Source organism: Xanthobacter aminoxidans (assembly GCF_043193615.1).
GTDB lineage: Bacteria > Pseudomonadota > Alphaproteobacteria > Rhizobiales > Xanthobacteraceae > Xanthobacter > Xanthobacter aminoxidans.
Map to the genome: position 1 here is coordinate 989664 of NZ_JBAFUS010000002.1, position 16870 is coordinate 1006533.

Annotated in this window: 18 protein-coding genes; 8 read left to right on the top strand and 10 right to left on the bottom strand. The window is 68.0% G+C overall.

Annotated elements, in window-relative coordinates:
• Window positions 1-55: 55 nt before the first annotated feature.
• From V5F74_RS13615 to acnA, 3 genes are all read right to left on the bottom strand, one after another.
• Window positions 56-427: a DUF2794 domain-containing protein gene (locus tag V5F74_RS13615; protein ID WP_024278775.1), complete on the bottom strand. Its 372-nt coding sequence runs from the start codon at window positions 425-427 to the stop codon at window positions 56-58.
• A 482-nt stretch (window positions 428-909) separates the two neighbouring features.
• Window positions 910-1641 (bottom strand): DUF1223 domain-containing protein, encoded by a 732-nt coding sequence (locus V5F74_RS13620; RefSeq protein WP_394008562.1) that lies wholly within the window; start codon window positions 1639-1641, stop codon window positions 910-912.
• A 194-nt stretch (window positions 1642-1835) separates the two neighbouring features.
• On the bottom strand, window positions 1836-4532 hold the full coding sequence (acnA, locus tag V5F74_RS13625) for an aconitate hydratase AcnA (RefSeq protein WP_250165714.1): 2697 nt from the start codon (window positions 4530-4532) through the stop codon (window positions 1836-1838).
• Between the two features lie 176 nt (window positions 4533-4708).
• On the opposite strand from acnA, the gene ccmA reads away from it, so the two are divergent.
• Window positions 4709-5317 (top strand): heme ABC exporter ATP-binding protein CcmA, encoded by a 609-nt coding sequence (gene ccmA / locus V5F74_RS13630; protein ID WP_394008564.1) that lies wholly within the window; start codon window positions 4709-4711, stop codon window positions 5315-5317.
• Window positions 5314-5985, top strand: coding sequence for a heme exporter protein CcmB (ccmB, locus tag V5F74_RS13635; protein WP_284145332.1), 672 nt, complete (start codon window positions 5314-5316; stop codon window positions 5983-5985). Before ccmA ends, ccmB begins: the two co-directional genes overlap by 4 nt.
• A 95-nt stretch (window positions 5986-6080) precedes the next feature.
• Here the strand turns inward: ccmB and V5F74_RS13640 are convergent, their stop codons facing one another.
• A complete protein-coding gene (locus V5F74_RS13640; RefSeq protein ID WP_024278780.1) occupies window positions 6081-6437 on the bottom strand; it encodes a winged helix-turn-helix domain-containing protein in 357 nt (118 codons plus the stop codon).
• 142 nt (window positions 6438-6579) lie between these two features.
• On the opposite strand from V5F74_RS13640, the gene V5F74_RS13645 reads away from it, so the two are divergent.
• The 3 genes from V5F74_RS13645 (at window position 6580) to V5F74_RS13655 (ending at window position 9527) form a co-directional block, all read left to right on the top strand.
• A complete protein-coding gene (locus V5F74_RS13645) occupies window positions 6580-7500 on the top strand; it encodes a LysR family transcriptional regulator (protein WP_394008567.1) in 921 nt (306 codons plus the stop codon).
• A 235-nt stretch (window positions 7501-7735) separates the two neighbouring features.
• Window positions 7736-8941: an NAD-dependent formate dehydrogenase gene (locus tag V5F74_RS13650; RefSeq protein ID WP_394008569.1), complete on the top strand. Its 1206-nt coding sequence runs from the start codon at window positions 7736-7738 to the stop codon at window positions 8939-8941.
• Between the two features lie 79 nt (window positions 8942-9020).
• A complete protein-coding gene (locus V5F74_RS13655; RefSeq protein WP_081837737.1) occupies window positions 9021-9527 on the top strand; it encodes an HPP family protein in 507 nt (168 codons plus the stop codon).
• Between the two features lie 135 nt (window positions 9528-9662).
• Here V5F74_RS13655 and V5F74_RS13660 read toward each other — a convergent pair whose 3' ends face one another.
• Both V5F74_RS13660 and V5F74_RS13665 read right to left on the bottom strand, forming a co-directional pair.
• Window positions 9663-10085, bottom strand: coding sequence for a hypothetical protein (locus V5F74_RS13660; RefSeq protein WP_394008571.1), 423 nt, complete (start codon window positions 10083-10085; stop codon window positions 9663-9665).
• A gap of 65 nt (window positions 10086-10150) precedes the next feature.
• Window positions 10151-10768 carry a TetR/AcrR family transcriptional regulator gene (locus V5F74_RS13665; RefSeq protein WP_394008573.1) on the bottom strand — a complete coding sequence of 206 codons (618 nt, stop codon included), beginning with the start codon at window positions 10766-10768 and terminating at the stop codon, window positions 10151-10153.
• Window positions 10769-10851: 83 nt separating this feature from the next.
• Between V5F74_RS13665 and V5F74_RS13670 the strand changes: the two genes are divergently transcribed.
• The 3 genes from V5F74_RS13670 to V5F74_RS13680 all read left to right on the top strand — a co-directional run bounded on the left by V5F74_RS13670 (window position 10852) and on the right by V5F74_RS13680 (window position 13848).
• Window positions 10852-11547: a DUF4336 domain-containing protein gene (locus V5F74_RS13670; RefSeq protein ID WP_394008575.1), complete on the top strand. Its 696-nt coding sequence runs from the start codon at window positions 10852-10854 to the stop codon at window positions 11545-11547.
• A 120-nt stretch (window positions 11548-11667) separates the two neighbouring features.
• Window positions 11668-12564 carry a glutamate racemase gene (murI, locus tag V5F74_RS13675; protein WP_250165722.1) on the top strand — a complete coding sequence of 299 codons (897 nt, stop codon included), beginning with the start codon at window positions 11668-11670 and terminating at the stop codon, window positions 12562-12564.
• A 15-nt stretch (window positions 12565-12579) separates the two neighbouring features.
• Window positions 12580-13848: a lytic murein transglycosylase gene (locus V5F74_RS13680; RefSeq protein ID WP_394008577.1), complete on the top strand. Its 1269-nt coding sequence runs from the start codon at window positions 12580-12582 to the stop codon at window positions 13846-13848.
• Between the two features lie 168 nt (window positions 13849-14016).
• Here V5F74_RS13680 and rpmG read toward each other — a convergent pair whose 3' ends face one another.
• From rpmG to V5F74_RS13700, 4 genes are all read right to left on the bottom strand, one after another.
• Complete coding sequence (rpmG, locus tag V5F74_RS13685) at window positions 14017-14184, bottom strand: 50S ribosomal protein L33 (RefSeq protein ID WP_012115832.1); 168 nt, start codon at window positions 14182-14184, stop codon at window positions 14017-14019.
• A 165-nt stretch (window positions 14185-14349) separates the two neighbouring features.
• Window positions 14350-15525 carry an MFS transporter gene (locus tag V5F74_RS13690; protein ID WP_029558734.1) on the bottom strand — a complete coding sequence of 392 codons (1176 nt, stop codon included), beginning with the start codon at window positions 15523-15525 and terminating at the stop codon, window positions 14350-14352.
• A gap of 11 nt (window positions 15526-15536) precedes the next feature.
• Window positions 15537-16271 (bottom strand): NUDIX hydrolase, encoded by a 735-nt coding sequence (locus V5F74_RS13695; RefSeq protein ID WP_394008580.1) that lies wholly within the window; start codon window positions 16269-16271, stop codon window positions 15537-15539.
• Window positions 16272-16276: 5 nt separating this feature from the next.
• Window positions 16277-16816 carry a DUF983 domain-containing protein gene (locus V5F74_RS13700; RefSeq protein WP_024278789.1) on the bottom strand — a complete coding sequence of 180 codons (540 nt, stop codon included), beginning with the start codon at window positions 16814-16816 and terminating at the stop codon, window positions 16277-16279.
• Between the last annotated feature and the right edge of the window lie 54 nt (window positions 16817-16870).

The following is a 16870-nucleotide window of genomic DNA, read 5'->3' on the forward strand; positions in this document are numbered from 1 at the left end:
ATCGCTGAGGGTTAGGCCGGGCATGTCCCGGCCTTTTTTGCGTCCGGACGCCGGCTCAGATGGTGCGCAGCGGCTTTTCCAGCACCGCCAGCACGCGGGGCAGTTCGTGGCCGCGCTTCAGGATGAGGCCAGTCTGCGAGACCACGCTGTAGATGCCCTGCTTGCGGGCGAGTCGGGGGTCCTTCTCGATGCGGTAGAGAGGGACGTCCATGGCGCGGCGAAAGATGCTGAACACGGCCTTGTCGCGTTGAAAATCAATGGCGTAGTCGCGCCATTCCCCTTGGGCGACCATGCGGCCGTAGAGGTCGAGAATCCGGTCCAGCTCGCGGCGGTCGAAGGTGACGCGGAGGGGAGCGGGGGACGGCGTGGAGGGCTGGACCGGCGAGGCGCCGCGCCGCTGCAGGACTATGGGTTCGATGTCTCCCATCGGGCCTCCTTGTCCTTGTCTGGCATCACTTTCCGGCGGGGCTGCCGGGGTTCGGACGCTTGCATTCCTTCATGATCCCTCCACCGGCGACCCCTTTCAAGGGCAATCCGTAGCCGGCTGCTCCCGATCGCCGGACGGTATCCAGATACCTATCACGCCAACGTCAATGGAATCACAGTGTCGCCGGAATTCGGCCAATCGCGTGCCGCGGCCCGGCGCGATCTTTCTTCGCGTAGCAGGGCCGGTTCGTGAAGCGCTCCGGTCTATCCCAGCCCCCCAGCCCCCCGGGGTGCATCCGAACCGGCCACTGCTACGCACCGACTTCAGACCCCCGATGTAGGCCATCCCCCGCGGATGGCCTTTTTTTTGGCCGACGCGGCGACGCATCTCGCGAGTCGAATCGACACCCGAGTCAGGAGCAGTTCAGGGGGGTAAAAGGGGCCGTTCAGGCCGGTTCGACAGCAGTTCGGTCGAATGCCGGTTCAGTCGAGCGGGAAGAGGGTCGCGCCGACGATCTGTCCGGGGCTGGCCGGGGTGCCGGTCTGCACCATCACCGCCACCGCATCCATGCCATCGCGATGGATGTCCTTCAGCGGCACCCGGAAGGTGCGGGCGTCGCCCTGCCAGCGGGCCACCCGGGTCCAGCCGCGCACCACATTGGCATAGGTGACGTTGCGTCCACCGTTCTCGCCCCGGCCGATGGAGACCGACTGGGTGCGGGCGACGGGGCAGGCCCACAGCTCGGCGCCATCCTCGATGGCGAGGGGCTGGGGCAGGGTGATCTCCAGCGCGTCGCCGTCCCGCTTCACCTCCACCGGGAGGGAGAGGCCGCCGGAGGCGCGGGCGGTCATGACGGCGCGCTGCACGGCGGCGCGGTCGCTGCCCTTGGCGGCGATCTGGCCGTCGATGACCATCTGGGGGGTGTAGATCTTCTTGTCCGGCCGCTGCTCGGCATAGGCCTTCTGGCGCAGGGAATGGCCGTGGAGGGCGAGGGTGTCCTTCCAGCCCACATAGTCCCAGTAGTCCACCGAGAGGGTGAGCGCGAGCACCTGCGGATCCTTGGCGAGATCGTTCAGCAGCGCGTCGGCGGGGGGGCAGGAGGCGCAGCCCTGGCTCGTGAACAGCTCCACCACCACCTTCGGCTGGCTCTGCGCCAGCGCCGGCGAAGCGGCGAGGGCGAGGACAAGCGCGAGGGCGGAGCGGTTCAACATCATGGAGCGCAATGCGTTGTTGGAATGTGTCTCCGGGATAGCGGACGGACGCAGCGCACTCCAGTCACAAAGGGGTGTCGCGACGGTATATTTTAACCCCTCTGCCTACGAAAACGCCGGCCCGACAGGCATCGGGCCGGCGTTCATCACGGTTCCGTCAGCGCCCCGCGGGGCGCCGCAAGATCAGGCCTGAAAGATCAGGCCGCCAGCGAGCGCAGCACGTAGGGCAGGATGCCGCCGTTGCGGAAGTAATCGAGCTCGTCCAGCGTATCGATACGGCAGATCAGCTCGACGTTCTTCACGGTGCCGTCGGCGAACTTGATCTCGGCGGTGAGCGTCTGGCGGGGCTTGAGGTCGCCCTCGATGCCCTTGAGGGTGACCACTTCGTCGCCCTTGATGCCGAGGCTCTGCCAGCTCTCGCCGTCCTTGAACACCAGCGGCACGATGCCCATGCCGACCAGGTTCGAGCGGTGGATGCGCTCGAACGACTGGGCCACCACGGCGCGCACGCCGAGCAGCTTGGTGCCCTTCGCCGCCCAGTCGCGGGAGGAGCCGGTGCCGTATTCCTTGCCGGCGAACACCACCAGCGGCACGCCTTCGGCGCGGTACTTCATGGCCGCGTCGTAGATGGGAAGCTGCGCGCCGTCCGGATAGTGGATGGTCACGCCGCCTTCCACGCCCGGCACCATCTGGTTCTTGATGCGGATGTTGGCGAAGGTGCCGCGCATCATCACTTCATGGTTGCCGCGGCGGGTGCCGTACTGGTTGAAGTCCACCGGGCGCACCTGATGGTCAATCAGGTACTGGCCCGCCGGGGACGCCTGCTTGATGGAGCCGGCCGGCGAGATGTGGTCGGTGGTGATGCTGTCGAGGAACAGGCCCATGATCCGGGCATCGATGATGTCCTTGACCGGCTCCGGCTCCTTCTGCATCCCGACGAAATAGGGCGGGTTCTGCACGTAGGTGGAGGCATCCTGCCAGGCGTAGGTCTGGCCGGTGGGCACCGCGATCTTCTGCCAGTGCTCGTCGCCCTTGAAGACGTCGGAATACTTTTCCTTGAACATCTTCTTGGTGACGTTCTCGCGGATGTACTGGGCCACTTCCTTGTTGGAGGGCCAGATGTCCTTGAGATAGACCGGGTTGCCGTCCTTGTCCGTGCCGAGGGGCTCGGTGGTCAGGTCGATCTGCAGCGAGCCGGCGATCGCATAGGCGACGACCAGGGGCGGGGAGGCGAGGTAGTTCGCCTTCACGTCCGGGTTCACGCGGCCTTCGAAGTTGCGGTTGCCGGAGATGACGGCGCCGGCCACGAGGTCGTTGGTGTTGATGGCCTCGGAGATGGCTTCCGGAAGCGGGCCGGAATTGCCGATGCAGGTGGTGCAGCCGAAGCCGACCAGGTTGAAGCCGAGCTTGTCGAGGTCGTCCTGCAGGTCGGCGGCCTTGAGATAGCCTTCCACCACCTGCGAGCCGGGTGCCAGCGAGGTCTTCACCCACGGCTTGGAGCGCAGGCCCTTCTTCACGGCCGCCTTGGCGAGGAGGCCGGCGGCGATGAGCACCGAGGGGTTGGAGGTGTTGGTGCAGGAGGTGATGGCGGCGATCACCACGTCGCCATGGCCGAGCGTGTAGTCGGCGCCGGAGACGGGAACGCGCTTGGCGGCCTCACCGGGCTTCTTGAACTCGCCTTCCAGCGCGGCCTGGAAGCCGGCCTTGGATTCGGAGAGCAGCACGCGGTCCTGCGGGCGCTTGGGGCCGGCCATGGAGGGCAGGACGGTGTCGAGGTCCAGCTCCAGCGTATCGGTGAACACCGGGTCCGGGGTGTCCTTCTTGCGCCACATGCCCTGGGCCTTGGAGTACTTCTCCACCAGCTCCACGCGGCTGTCCTTGCGGCCGGTCTCGTCGAGATAGTCGATGGTCTCGCGGTCCACCGGGAAGAAGCCGCAGGTGGCGCCGTATTCCGGGGCCATGTTGGCGATGGTGGCGCGGTCGGCGAGGGAGAGGTGCTCGAGGCCGGGGCCGTAGAACTCGACGAACTTGCCCACCACGCCCTTCTTGCGGAGCATCTGGGTGACGGTGAGCACGAGGTCGGTGGCGGTGATGCCTTCCTTCAGCTTGCCGGAGAGCTTGAAGCCGATCACCTCGGGGATGAGCATGGAGATGGGCTGGCCGAGCATGGCCGCCTCGGCCTCGATGCCGCCCACGCCCCAGCCGAGCACGCCCAGGCCGTTGACCATGGTGGTGTGCGAGTCGGTGCCCACCAGCGTGTCGGGATAGGCCACCTCGACCTTCTTGCCGTTGATCTCTTCCTTGCGGGTCCAGACCGTCTGGGCGAGGTATTCGAGGTTCACCTGATGGCAGATGCCGGTGCCGGGCGGGACGACGCGGAAGTTGTCGAACGCGTTCTGGCCCCACTTCAGGAAGCGGTAGCGCTCCTGGTTCTGCTTGTATTCTTCCTCGACGTTCTTGCCGAACGCCTTGTTGTCACCGAAGAAGTTCACGATCACTGAGTGATCGATCACGAGATCCACGGGAACCAGCGGGTTGATGCGCTCGGGATCGCCGCCGAGGGCCACCATGGCGTCACGCATGGCGGCGAGGTCCACCACCGCGGGAACGCCGGTGAAGTCCTGCATCAGCACGCGGGCGGGGCGATAGGCGATTTCCTTTTCCGCCTTGCCGCGGTTGTTCACCCAGTCGGCGACGGAGATCACGTCTTCCTTCGTGACGGAGCGACCATCCTCGAAGCGCAGCAGGTTCTCGAGCAGCACCTTCATGGAGAAGGGGAGCGCGGAAATGCCCGGAAGGCCATTCTTCTCCGCCAGCTCGAGATCGTAATAGACGTACTCTTTGTCGTCTACCGTCAGGGTTGTGCGGCACTTGAAGCTGTCGAGGGAGGTCACGGCTGGAAAACTCCGGTTCGATGATCGACCGAAACAGCACCTCCTTTGACGGTGGAGGTCTTTTCTCCACCACCTTGGACGGCGCGGCTGCGGGCTTTATAGAGCCATTTCAAAGCGCGGTCATGCGATAACAGCGTTGAATGTGCAATGCACCAAAAGGCAGGGGTCGGCAACGCATGACTGTCAAGGCGCTGGTAGGGGATAACCTTTCCTGCCGAAGAGGATTCAAGCTCCTGTTCGAGGGCCTCGCCGTGTCGGCGGCGGCCGGGCGGGCGCTCGTGGTGGTCGGGCCGAACGGGGCCGGCAAGTCCTCGCTGCTGCGCATCCTCGCCGGTCTGCTGGCCCCCACCGCCGGGACGGTACGCCTGGATGGGGGCGGGGAGAGTGTCGGCGAGCATCTGCATTATCTCGGGCATGAGGATGCGGTGAAGGGCGCGCTCACGGTGGCCGCCAACCTCGCCTTCTGGCGCACCGTACTGGGCGGCGGCGGGCTGGAGGTGGAAGAGGCGCTGGAGGAGGTCGGCCTCGGCGGCCTCGGCCGGCTGCGCGCGCAGGTGCTCTCCGCCGGGCAGAAGCGCCGCCTCGCCATCGCCCGCCTTCTGGTGGCGAAGCGCCCGGTCTGGGTGCTGGACGAACCGACCACGGCGCTGGATGTGAAGGCGCAGGCCCGCTTCGCCGCCTTCGGCCGCGCCCACCTCGCCGCCGGCGGCCTCCTCATCGCCGCCACCCACGCACCGCTCGACCTCGGCGAGACGGACGAACTCCGGCTGGGAGGCCGCCCATGATCGCCGCCTTCCTTGCCATCGTGCGCCGGGATCTGGCGCTGTCGCTGGGCGCCGGCGGGGGCGCGGGGCTGGGCGTGGTGTTCTTCCTGTCCGTGGTGACGGTGGTGCCGTTCGCGGTGGGGCCTGACCTCGTGCTCCTGGCGCGCATCGGCCCGGCCATCCTGTGGATCGGCGCGCTGCTGGCGAGCCTGATCGGGCTGGAGCGCCTGTTCGCCTCCGATGCGGAGGACGGGTCCCTCGATGCGCTCACGCTTTCCGCGCTGCCGCTGGAATTGACCGCCGCCGCCAAGGGCCTCGCCCACTGGCTCGCCACCGGCCTGCCGCTGGTGCTCGCCGCCCCCGTGCTGGCGCTGATGCTGAATCTGGAGCCGGCCGCCATCGGCGCGGTGGTGCTGACGCTGCTGGTGGGCACGCCGGCCGTGACCTTCCTCGGCCTCATCGGCGCGGCCTTTGCCGGGGCGTTCCGGCGGGGCGGGCTGTTGATCGCGGTGCTGGTGATTCCCCTCACCATCCCGGTGCTGATCTTCGCCGTCTCGGCGACTCAGGCGGCGGTGGTGGGGCCGGTACCCTTCGGCACGCCGTTCCGCGTGCTGGCGGGGCTCGCCCTGTTCGCGCTGGTGCTGGGGCCGGTGGCGGCTGCGGCGGCGCTGCGGGCGGCTAGGGCCTAGGGCCGGCCGCGCGGAGGTCGCGCGAGTTCCGCTCAGGCGCCGCGCGGAGTTCACGCGGGTTTCGCTCAGGCGCCGCGCGGGCTTGGGGGGAAGGACTATTCTGCGGCGGTGGGCGTGGCGGCGAGTTCCGCCTCCAGCTCCGCCACGGCCGCGCGCGTCGCCGCATCGGCGGCCTTCTCGATGGCGCGATAATTGGCGACGACCGACTGCCCCAGCGCCGTGAGCGCCGTGCCGCCGCCGTGCTTGCCGCCGGAGCGGGCGGAGACGAGCGGGGCGGGGAAGAGCGTGTTCAGCTCCTCCACCAGCTCCCACGCCCGGCGATAGGACATGTCCATCTCGCGCCCCGCCGCGGAGATGGAGCCGAGCGCCTCGATTTTCTCCAGAAGCTCGATCTTGCCGGGGCCGAGCCGGCCTCCGGGAGCAAGGTCGATTCTCACGCTCAGCGACGCCATGGAACCTCACACACGCAATCGCGCATCGGAACGCCCGGCGCTGCGCTGTATCCGCCGCGCGCAGCTTATCAAACCGGACGGTGCCTTGTCGTTATTCCCTTCGATATATAAGATCGACTCGCAGAACAGGAAGGGCACACACATGTTCATGCGCCAGCTCGAATATCTGGTGGCGGTGGCGCGCGAAGGGCATTTCGGGCGGGCGGCGGAGGCCTGCCGTGTGTCGCAGCCGGGCCTGTCCGCCGGCATCCGCAAACTGGAGGAGGAGCTGGGCCTGCCGCTGGTCATCCGCTCCCACCGCTTCCTCGGGCTCACGCTGGAGGGCGAGCGGGTGCTCGCCTGGGCGCAGCGCATGGTGGCCGACTATAACGGCATGCGGCAGGACCTCTCGGATGCCGCCACCGGCCTGTCCGGCACCCTGCGCATCGGCGCCATTCCCGCCGCCATCCCCGCCTTGCCGGCGCTGGTGAACGGCTTCTGCGCCCGCTATCCCAATGTGCGGGTGCAACTGCTCTCGCTCGCCTCCACCGCCATCCAGCGCGGGCTCGACACGCTCGATATCGATGCCGGCGTCACCTATTCCGAGAACGAGCCGCTGACCCGCGTGCGCTCCCTCCCGCTCTATGACGAGACCTACGTCTTCGTCACCGCCGCCGGCGCCTTCGCCGGCCGCAATGCCATCGGCTGGTCGGAGGCCGCGGCGCATCCCCTGTGCCTGCTCACCAGCGACATGCAGAACCGGCGTATCGTCGACCGCATCCTCGCTGAGGCGGGGGTGGCCTCCAATCCCCGCATCGAGGCCAACAGCTTCCTCGGCGTGTGGTCGCTGGTGCGCTCCGGCGCGTGGTCCGGCATCGTGCCCCACACCTATCTCGAAACCTTCGATGCGCCGGACCATCTCGTCGCCGTGCCGCTGGTGGACCCGGTGCACAGCCAGAGCGTCGGCGTCGTGACCTCGGACCGCGATCCGCAATCGCCGCTGGCCGGCGCCTTCATGCGCCACGCGGCGCGCCGGATGGGCGAGAGCGTCGCCCGTCCACCGGCCCTCACCGCCTGCGCCTGAGGGGGCTTATCGCAGGCGGCTATCAATCGTTGCCGCCAAACGATTGGACCGGCCGCCGCCCCCGCTCTTAACTCGCAAAAGCCGGACGCGACCTGCGCCGGCCTCAAGATGGAAGCGCGGCGCGGTGGCCTCAGGCCGCCCCGCGGATCGTCCCACATGCGTCCCGTTCCCACCGGCGCCGGCCTCCCACCCGGCGATCGCGGACGCGCGCCTCCATCGCCTCAAGGAGGAAACCATGGCCAAGGTTCTCTGCGTTCTCTACGACGACCCCATCGGCGGCCTGCCGAAGACCTATGCCCGCGACGACCTGCCGAAGATCGATCATTATCCCGGCGGCCAGACCCTGCCGACGCCCAAGGCCATCGACTTCATCCCCGGCACCATGCTCGGCAGCGTCTCGGGCGAGCTGGGCCTGCGCAAATATCTGGAAGCCAACGGCCACACGCTGGTCGTCACCTCCGACAAGGACGGCCCGGATTCGGTGTTCGAGCGCGAGCTGGTGGATGCGGACATCGTCATCTCCCAGCCGTTCTGGCCGGCCTATCTGACGCCCGAGCGCTTCGCCAAGGCGAAGAACCTCAAGCTCGCGCTCACCGCCGGCATCGGCTCGGACCATGTGGATTTGCAGTCGGCCATCGACCGGGGCGTCACCGTCGCCGAAGTTACCTATTGCAACTCCATCAGCGTCGCCGAGCACGTGGTGATGATGATCCTCGGCCTCGTGCGCAACTATCTCCCCGCGCACGACTGGGCTCGGAAGGGCGGCTGGAACATCGCCGATTGCGTCCAGCACTCCTATGATCTCGAAGCCATGAGCGTCGGCACCGTGGCCGCCGGCCGCATCGGCCTCGCCGTGCTGCGCCGCCTCGCGCCGTTCGACGTGAAGCTGCACTACACCGACCGCCACCGCCTGCCGGAAGCCATCGAGAAGGAGCTGAACCTCACCTTCCACGCCACCCGCGAGGAGATGTACCCCCACTGCGATGTGGTGACGCTGAACTGCCCGCTGCATCCCGAGACCGAGCACATGGTGAACGAGGAGACGCTGAAGCTGTTCAAGCGCGGCGCCTACATCGTCAACACCGCGCGCGGCAAGCTGTGCGACCGCGACGCCATTGCCCGCGCGCTGGAGAGCGGCCGGCTCGCCGGCTATGCCGGCGACGTGTGGTTCCCGCAGCCGGCGCCGGCCGATCACCCCTGGCGCACCATGGCGTGGAACGGCATGACCCCGCACATGTCCGGCACCTCGCTCACCGCCCAGGCCCGCTATGCGGCCGGCACCCGTGAAATCCTCGAATGCTTCTTCGAGGGGCGCCCCATCCGCGACGAATATCTCATTGTTGAGGGCGGCAAACTCGCCGGCGTCGGCGCGCACTCCTATTCCAAGGGCAATGCCACCGGCGGCTCGGAGGAGGCGGCGAAGTTCAAAAAGGCGGGCTGATCCACCGGCGCGGCGGCGGCTCTCCGGGGGCGCCGCCGTGCCATCGCCGTCATCCTCCCGCTTCTCGGGTGCTTGTCCCATGACGTTCCTTTTTTCCGGATCAGGAGCCTCCGGCCAGGGGGCGCCGCTGGCCCGGCGCGCGCTTGACGCCGGCCTTGCCGGGTTCGGGGCCTTTCTGGCGATTCTCCTTCTCGGCCTCGCTCAGGATGGGTCCGGCGTGCTGCTGCTGATCGCGCCCTTCGGCGCAAGCTGCGTCCTCGTCTTCGCGCTCCCCCAAAGCCCGTTGGCGCGGCCGCGCAATGTCGTTGGCGGGCATGTGCTGTCCACGGCCGTTGGCGTTGTCGTGCTGTCCTTTTGCGGCGCGGCGCCGTGGGCGGTGGCCATGGGCGTTGGTGTCGCCATCGCCGTGATGCTGCTGACCGACACCCTGCATCCACCGGCCGGGGCCGATCCCATCGTCGCCATGCTCATGGGGGCGTCCTGGACGTTCGCCCTGATGCCGGTTGCGGTGGGTGCCATGGCCATCGTGCTGCTCGCGACCGGCTTCCACCGATACGTGACGCGGCGTCCCTATCCGATCCGCTGACGCACCAAAAAAATGGCACCGGGGGCCTTTCGGCTCCCGGTGCCTCCGTTGCGAGATGCCACACGAGAGATGGGAAAAAGAGATCGAAAAACAAACGGATCAGGTGGGGTCGGTCGCTCGGCAGGAAAGGGGGGATCAGTTGAAGACGGGGGCCGCCTCGCCCGTGCGGCGGATGCTGGCGTGGGCGGCGGCCAGCGTCTGGAGCTGGCGACCGCCGAGGGCAAACGACACCTCGAAGCCGTCGGGCGTGGCGAGGGTGAGGATCAGGGTGGAGGGCTCGGACGCCTGCTCCACCCGCACCATGTGCGCGGGATAGACGAGGCGCAGGCTGTCGTCCTTGTATTGGGCGCGCAGCACCTCGGCCATCATCTTGGGCAGGGTCATCACCAGCGCGCGCAGGCAGTCCGACGGCAGGTTGAGCGACGCGCTGGAGCCATCCGGCTGGCTGAAGCTCATGCGGAACCGGCTGCCGTCCACCGCGACGTCGAACGACAGGAGATCCTGCCCGATGATGTCGTCCCGCTGGAGGCTCTCGTCCGTCATGGCGTCGGTCTTCATGGCGTCGATCCAGCCCCGCTTGTGCAATAGAGCTATATTCGTTCAGATATAGCGCATGTCAAGCGTCAACGGCGCTGACGTTTCGGCGGGGCGGGGACATCCTGATCCGTTCTGGCGCGCCCGATGCCCTCCACCACGATCCGGATCAGGCGCACAACGTCTTTCGCGTCGAACGGTCCGCCGGCCAACGCCGTCAGCATCGCCTGACCGTAGACGCCCAGCAGCACCAGGCTCATGAAGTTGGCGTCCTCATCCGCGCGGATCATGGCCTGGCGCTGACCGAGCAGCAGCACATCCCGAACCAAGCCTTGAAAGGACGACCGGTCCGCGGGCGGCTCCAGGCGCGGCCGCTCCGCTGGCGCCAGCGCCAGTCGGGCGAGTGAAGGATTGGCGAGGCACCAGCCGGCGCTGTCCAGCAGGATCGTCTCCAGCAGGCCCAGCGCATCCTCGCCTGCCGCCATACGGGCGCGATAGCCCTGATCCTGCGCTTCGGCCCGCGCGATCAGGTGGTGCGCGATCTCCTCCTTGGAGCCGAACAGGTTGTAGACCGTCTTGCGGGTCAGCCCCGCGCGGGAGGCGATCTCCTCCACCGATGCCGCCGCGAAGCCCTTTTCGCGGAACACGCGGTCAGCGGCATCGAGGATAAGGCCGCGCGACCGGTCGGTTCGCTTGACGCTGGGCATAATTATACTCATGTGTAATTTTATACAGGCGTGTATGCCAATCTGCGCGCGCGTACGCGCCCTCGCAATCGAAAGGTCGCCGCATGACGGCTTTGCAGGCTTTCGGACCGAACCTCTGGATCGCCGACGGGCCGGTCGTCACGGCCGGCGGCGGCTTCCACTATCCCACCCGCATGGCGGTGGTCCGGCTGACGGAAGGGTCGCTGTTCATCTGGTCGCCCGTGGCGCTGTCCGATGCGCTGCGGCGGGAGGTCGACGCCCTCGGTCCCGTGCGGTACCTGATCGCTCCGAACACCTTGCATGACCGGTTTCTCGGCGAATGGCAGGCGACCTATCCCGCCGCCCGCATCCATGCCGCCCCAGGGCTTCGCCAACGTCGCCCTGACCTCGATATCGCGGTCGACCTCGGCGAAGAGCCCCCCTCGGACTGGGCTGCCGACATCGACCAGACGCCGATGCATGGCAATCTGATCACCACCGAGGTGCTCTTCTTCCATCGTCCCAGCGCCACGCTCCTCGTCACTGACCTCATCCAGCACTTTGCTCCGACCTGGTTCACCGGCTGGCGCGCCTGGGTCGCCAAGATGGACCTGATGACCGCCCCCGAGCCGCAGGTTCCGAGGAAATTCCGTGTCGCTTTCGTGGACCGCGCCGCCGCCAGAAGGGGGCTTGAACGCATCCTGGAATGGCCGGTCGAGCGCGTGGTGATGGCGCATGCTGATCCCGTCCATGCCGATGGCCGCGCCTTTATCCGGCGCGCTTTCGGTTGGCTTGCTTGAGCGCGGCTTCCCGTCTTCAGGTCGTGCGCGAGCAGCAGGCGTCATCCCAACCGCCTCGTCGCTCACCCTTCCTTTACGATGGCGCGGTCACAATCTCGCCTGCGCTATTGAGGATAAGCCATGGCACACGCTGCCATCGAGAGTTCCGCCGTGACCTCCCTCGCCGCCCCGCTGACCGCGACCGCGTCCCATCCCGGCGTCGCGCCGACCATTCTTGTGTTCGATTCGGGGGTGGGCGGGCTGTCCGTCTTCCGCGAGGTGGCCAAGGCCCGGCCGGATGCGCGGCTCGTCTATGCGGCGGATGATGCGGCCTTTCCCTATGGCGCGCTCACCGACGACGTGATGCTGGAGCGTGTCGGCCATGTGGTGGACCGGCTGATCGCGGACGTTTCGCCCGATCTGGTGGTCATCGCCTGCAACACCATTTCCACGCTGGCGCTGCCGAGCCTGCGCGCGCGCCATGCGCTGCCCTTCATCGGCACGGTCCCAGCCATCAAACCGGCCTGCATCGCCTCCCGCACGAAACGGGTGAGCGTGCTCGCCACCCCCGGCACCGTGCGGCGGGACTATACGGCCGGCCTCGTGCGCGAGTTCGCGCAGGGCTGCGACGTGGCCCTCGTGCCCAGCGACCGGCTCGCCGGCCTCGCCGAGGCAGCCATATCAGGCGATCCGGTGGACGATGAGGACATCGCCGCCGAGATCGCGCCCTGCTTCGTCTCCGCCGGCGGCCGGCGCACCGATACGGTGGTGCTGGCCTGCACCCATTATCCGCTGCTGGTGGACCGCTTCGAGCGCCTCGCGCCGTGGCCGGTCACCTGGATCGATCCCGCGCCCGCCATCGCCCGGCGGGTGACGCAGCTCATCGGCCCGGCCGTGGCGCCACCCGATACGGCGCCGGTGCGCCTCATCTCCACGCTGCGGCCGTTCGAGCCGGAGCGTGTCACCGCCATCGTCGGCCGCACCGTGGCCGATCCCGAGGTGCTGGCCTCCGCCCGGCCGTTCGCCTCCCCCAGCTGATCCCGCCGAGGAACCATGACCGACGACCGATCCCGCCTCCTCATCGGCCGCCGCGCCTTCACCCTCGGTCTCGCGGGGAGCGCATTTCTGGCAGGTGCCGGGCTTTTCGCCCCGCCCGTCTTCGCCCAGCAGGCGGCGCAGCCCTTTCCCAAATGGGTCGAGACCTTCCGCGCCCGGGCGCGTGCCCGCGGCGTGTCGGATGCCACCTACAACAAGGTGTTCGGCGGCCTGAAGCCGGACACCTCGGTCTATGCGCAGGATCGCAACCAGGAAGAGTTCACCGAGCAGTCCTGGCAGTATCTCAACCGCCGCGTCTCCGACTGGCGCATCGCCACCGGCAAGCAGAAGGCGAAGCAATATTCCGGTCTGTTTGATCGAATCGAGCAGGCGTTCGGCGTCGATCGCCGGGTGATGCTCGGCTATTGGGGCATGGAGAGCGCCTATGGCGAGGTGCTCGACAATCCCAAGCACATGAAGCCCATCTTCAATTCGCTGGCGGCCTTGGCGTGGGGGGATGCGCGGCGGCGCAAATACTGGGAGGCGGAGCTTCTCAACGCCCTCGTCATCGTCGAGCGGGGCTGGGGCACGCCGCAGGAGATGACCGGCTCGTGGGCCGGCGCCATGGGCCACACCCAGTGGATGCCCGAGGTGTGGCTCAACATGGGCGTGGATTTCGACGGCGACGGGCGCATCTCGCCCTTCGGCAAGCCGGACGACGCGCTGGCGGGCACCGCCAACTATCTGGTGAAGCGCGGCAAGTACCGGCGCGGCGAGCCGTGGGGCTTCGAGGCGAAGCTGCCCGGCAATTTCAATTCCGACCTCGCCGACAACAAGACGCGCCGCCCGCTCTCCCAGTGGGGGGAACTTGGCCTCACCACCATCGAGGGGCAGTCCCTGTCCGCCTATGACGAGCCGGCGCGGCTCTGGCTGCCCGGCGGTCCCGGCGGGCCGGCGCTGCTGCTGCTCCACAATTTCTTTGCGGTGCGCTCCTACAACCCCTCGTCCAACTACGCGCTGGCGGTGGTGCACCTCGGCGACCGGGTGATGGGGGAGGGGCCGTTCGTCGCCTCCTGGCCCGGCGGCGAGCGGGCGCTGACGCTGGCGGAGATCCAGGAGATCCAGCAGCGCCTCACGGCGGCGGGCTTCAACACCGGCGGCTCCGACGGCCGCGTGGGCGCCGACACCATGCGCGCGGTGCGCGCCTTCCAGCAGAAGGCGGGAATCACGCCGGCGGACGGCTACGCCTCGCTCACCGTCCTCAACGCGCTGCGGCAGGGGCGGTAGGGGAATCAGCCCCGAGCCGCCTGCCCAAAAGAAATGGGCGCCTTGCGGCGCCCCTCTCGCGCAAAAGAAAAGGGCACCCGGTGGGTGCCCTATCCAGTCACGATGAACCACAAATTGTAGGTGGCGCGGTTCCGGTTGTCCAGACCCGCTGCGATCACCCGATCCAGATCACTTGATCTTGGTCTCGCGGAACTCGACGTGCTTGCGCACCACCGGGTCGTACTTCTTGAGCACGATCTTGTCGGTCTTGGTGCGGGAATTCTTCTTGGTGACGTAGAACACGCCCGTGTCCGCCGAGGACAGGAGCTTGATCTTGATGGTTGCAGCCTTGGCCATGTCTTGATCCCTGGGTGCCGCGTGCGGCGTGCGACCGTCTGGTTTTTGCAAACCGTGAGGTGGCGAAAAGAAGAACGGACGCGCTGCCGGTCTCCGGCGGCTCGTGGGCGCGGAAACTCTCTCAATGCGCCCCTAATGTCAAGGGTGGGCGACCCTTCCGCTGGATCACGCCTCCCTCCGACCGCGCATCATCAGCCGCACGGCGACGATGGCCGCATAGACGGCGAGCATGGTGGAGATGACGAAGGCGAAGCCATACGGGTTGTAGAGGTCCATGCCGGCGCCGGCCAGCGGCGGGCCGGCGATGAGGCCCACGGAATAGAGCATCACGAACGCCGCATTGGCGGCTGCGAGGTCCGCGCCATGGAAACGCTCGCCGAGATGGGCGAGGCCGACCGTGTAGAGCGAGCCCACCACGCCCGTGGCGAGGAAGATCATGGCCAGGAACCACGGGCTCGACACCGGCACGAACGGCAGCGTGAAAGCCCCCGCCGCGCCCGCCAGTGAGCAGCAGAGCAGCAGCACCCGCCGGTCCACCTTGTCGCTGATGAGGCCGATGGGGATCTGGAAGGCGACGTTGCCCAATACCGCCGCCGTCAGCAGCAGGGCGGCGCTGGTCTCGGCGAGGCCGAGGCGCAGGCCGTAGAGCGGCAGGAAGGTCATCACTGCCGTCTCGATGGCGCCGAACACCAGCGCCGCCAGCACCGCCGAGGGCGATCGCCGCACGAAGGTGAGCACGCCGTGGTGGCTGTCGTCATGGATGCGGGGGGTGATTCCCCGTGCCAGCAGGATGGGAATGGCGCCGAGTAGCAGCACGACGGCGCCGGCGAGGTAGGGCGCCCAGCCGGAGGCGCCGAGCACGCTGAGCATGGTCGGCCCCAGCGCCGCGCCCAGCGACAGCGCGGTGGCGTAGATGCCCATGATGAGCCCGCGCCGGTTGGGCGGGGCGAGGGCATTGATCCAGAATTCCGAGACCGCGAACAGGATGCACAAGGCCGCGCCGAAGGCGAAGCGCAGCGGGAACCACATGAGGAAGGACGGCGCCGCCTTGAACCCCACGAGGCTCGCCGCGGCGAGCACGATGGCGCCCACCAGCAGCGCGCGCAGCCCGATCTTGCGCACCATGAGCGGCACGAAGGGCGCGGTGAAGATGGTGGCGATGCCGGCCACCGCCGTGTTGATGCCGATCCACTTGCCGGTGACGCCGCGCGATTCCAGCTCCAGCGCCAGCAGGGGAATGGACAGGCTGATGCCGACGCCCACCACCGTGATGGCGGAGATGGCGGCCGCGATGGAGGCCGTCCGGCTCATGTGGCCGAGGGACCCGTGGGGAGCATGCATCGCGTTCGGCTTCAATCCAGGAGGGTGCGGACGAAGCGTCCGCGGACCATGGCGTAGGAGGGCACCGGCAGGCGCGGGCCGAAGCCGGCATCGATGCGGGCGGCCAGTTCCTCAAGCACCACGCGGGTGATGGTGGGAAGCTCCTGCTTCTCCGTCTCCGCGAAGGTCAGCCATGCAAGGTCGATGAGTTCGGACTCCTCGCCCACCAGCCCCTTCACCTCGTCGCAGACGGCCGTGGCGTCGGCGATGAAGAAGCGGGTGTCGAAGCGCCGGGGGCGGCGGGGCGGGGTGATGGCGCGGGCGACGAAGGTGAGGGCGCTCAGATCGGGGAACACCCCGCGCTCCTCGAACGCGCGCCAGTCATCACCGGGGGATTCTGGGGCGCCGCACTCCTTGGTGCCGACGAGCAGGCCGGTCTCCTCGTACATCTCGCGGATGGCGGCGGCGGCGAGGCCGCGCGCGCGGCCGAGGCTCGGGCGCTGCACGTGGGCCATCAGCCGGCGTTCACTGTCCGGATCGAGGCAGCCATAGACCGGCATGGCCTTGTCGGACTTCTCCAGCCTGCCGCCGGGAAACACGTAGACGCCCGGTAGGAACTTGAGCTTGGGATGCCGCCGGCCCATCAGCACGCGGGGCTTCTTGCCCTTGCTGTCGAGCAGGATGAGGGTGGCGGCGTCGCGCGGGCGCACGTTGGGAGAAGCCTGAAGGCGCTCGGCTTCGGTCAGGCGGGTAGCAAAATCGTTCATGATGCTCAGAGTATCGGACGGACGGCACGGATGACGGGGCGGACGGCACCCTCGGGGGGCGCCTCCCGTTCCTCACTGCCGGAATCGAAGCCGTGCATGCGCAGCGCCCATTGCAGGTTCACCAGCATGCCCTTCAGCGGCGGTAGCAGGGCGAGGCAGAGCACCAGCGTCAGCGGCAGCCAGAGGGAGAGGTGCACCCACAGCTCCGGCCGGTACAATTCCTCCACCAGCACCATCAGCGGGACCACGATGTGGCCCACCACGAAGATCACCGCATAGGGCGGCGCGTCGTCGGCGCGGTGGTGGTACAGCTCCTCGCCGCAGGTGGCGCAGAAGGGCGAGACCTTCAGATAGCTGGAAAACATGCGGCCGGCGCCGCAGGCGGGGCACAGGCCGCGCGCACCGCGCATCAGGGCGCCGGGCACCTCGCGGCGGGGCGGGGGAAGCTCGAACGCGCCGCCGGGCGCACCCGCGGCCTCGCCTGCCGCCGCCTCTTCGGGCGTCGCCAGCTTCTGGGTCACGGTCATGCCGGTCGGCGTGGTCACGGTCCTGAACCTCTCGGTCGCCCCTGAGGAGCGCGCTTCTCCAACGTTTTATCG

Coding starts and splice junctions, on each gene's coding strand:
- V5F74_RS13615 (WP_024278775.1), bottom strand. CDS start 427: ATGGGAGACATCGAACCCATAGTCCTGCAGCGGCGCGGCGCCTCGCCG.
- V5F74_RS13620 (WP_394008562.1), bottom strand. CDS start 1,641: ATGATGTTGAACCGCTCCGCCCTCGCGCTTGTCCTCGCCCTCGCCGCT.
- ccmA (WP_394008564.1), top strand. CDS start 4,709: ATGACTGTCAAGGCGCTGGTAGGGGATAACCTTTCCTGCCGAAGAGGA.
- ccmB (WP_284145332.1), top strand. CDS start 5,314: ATGATCGCCGCCTTCCTTGCCATCGTGCGCCGGGATCTGGCGCTGTCG.
- V5F74_RS13640 (WP_024278780.1), bottom strand. CDS start 6,437: ATGGCGTCGCTGAGCGTGAGAATCGACCTTGCTCCCGGAGGCCGGCTC.
- V5F74_RS13645 (WP_394008567.1), top strand. CDS start 6,580: ATGTTCATGCGCCAGCTCGAATATCTGGTGGCGGTGGCGCGCGAAGGG.
- V5F74_RS13650 (WP_394008569.1), top strand. CDS start 7,736: ATGGCCAAGGTTCTCTGCGTTCTCTACGACGACCCCATCGGCGGCCTG.
- V5F74_RS13655 (WP_081837737.1), top strand. CDS start 9,021: ATGACGTTCCTTTTTTCCGGATCAGGAGCCTCCGGCCAGGGGGCGCCG.
- V5F74_RS13660 (WP_394008571.1), bottom strand. CDS start 10,085: ATGAAGACCGACGCCATGACGGACGAGAGCCTCCAGCGGGACGACATC.
- V5F74_RS13665 (WP_394008573.1), bottom strand. CDS start 10,768: ATGCCCAGCGTCAAGCGAACCGACCGGTCGCGCGGCCTTATCCTCGAT.
- V5F74_RS13670 (WP_394008575.1), top strand. CDS start 10,852: ATGACGGCTTTGCAGGCTTTCGGACCGAACCTCTGGATCGCCGACGGG.
- murI (WP_250165722.1), top strand. CDS start 11,668: ATGGCACACGCTGCCATCGAGAGTTCCGCCGTGACCTCCCTCGCCGCC.
- V5F74_RS13680 (WP_394008577.1), top strand. CDS start 12,580: ATGACCGACGACCGATCCCGCCTCCTCATCGGCCGCCGCGCCTTCACC.
- rpmG (WP_012115832.1), bottom strand. CDS start 14,184: ATGGCCAAGGCTGCAACCATCAAGATCAAGCTCCTGTCCTCGGCGGAC.
- V5F74_RS13690 (WP_029558734.1), bottom strand. CDS start 15,525: ATGCATGCTCCCCACGGGTCCCTCGGCCACATGAGCCGGACGGCCTCC.
- V5F74_RS13695 (WP_394008580.1), bottom strand. CDS start 16,271: ATGAACGATTTTGCTACCCGCCTGACCGAAGCCGAGCGCCTTCAGGCT.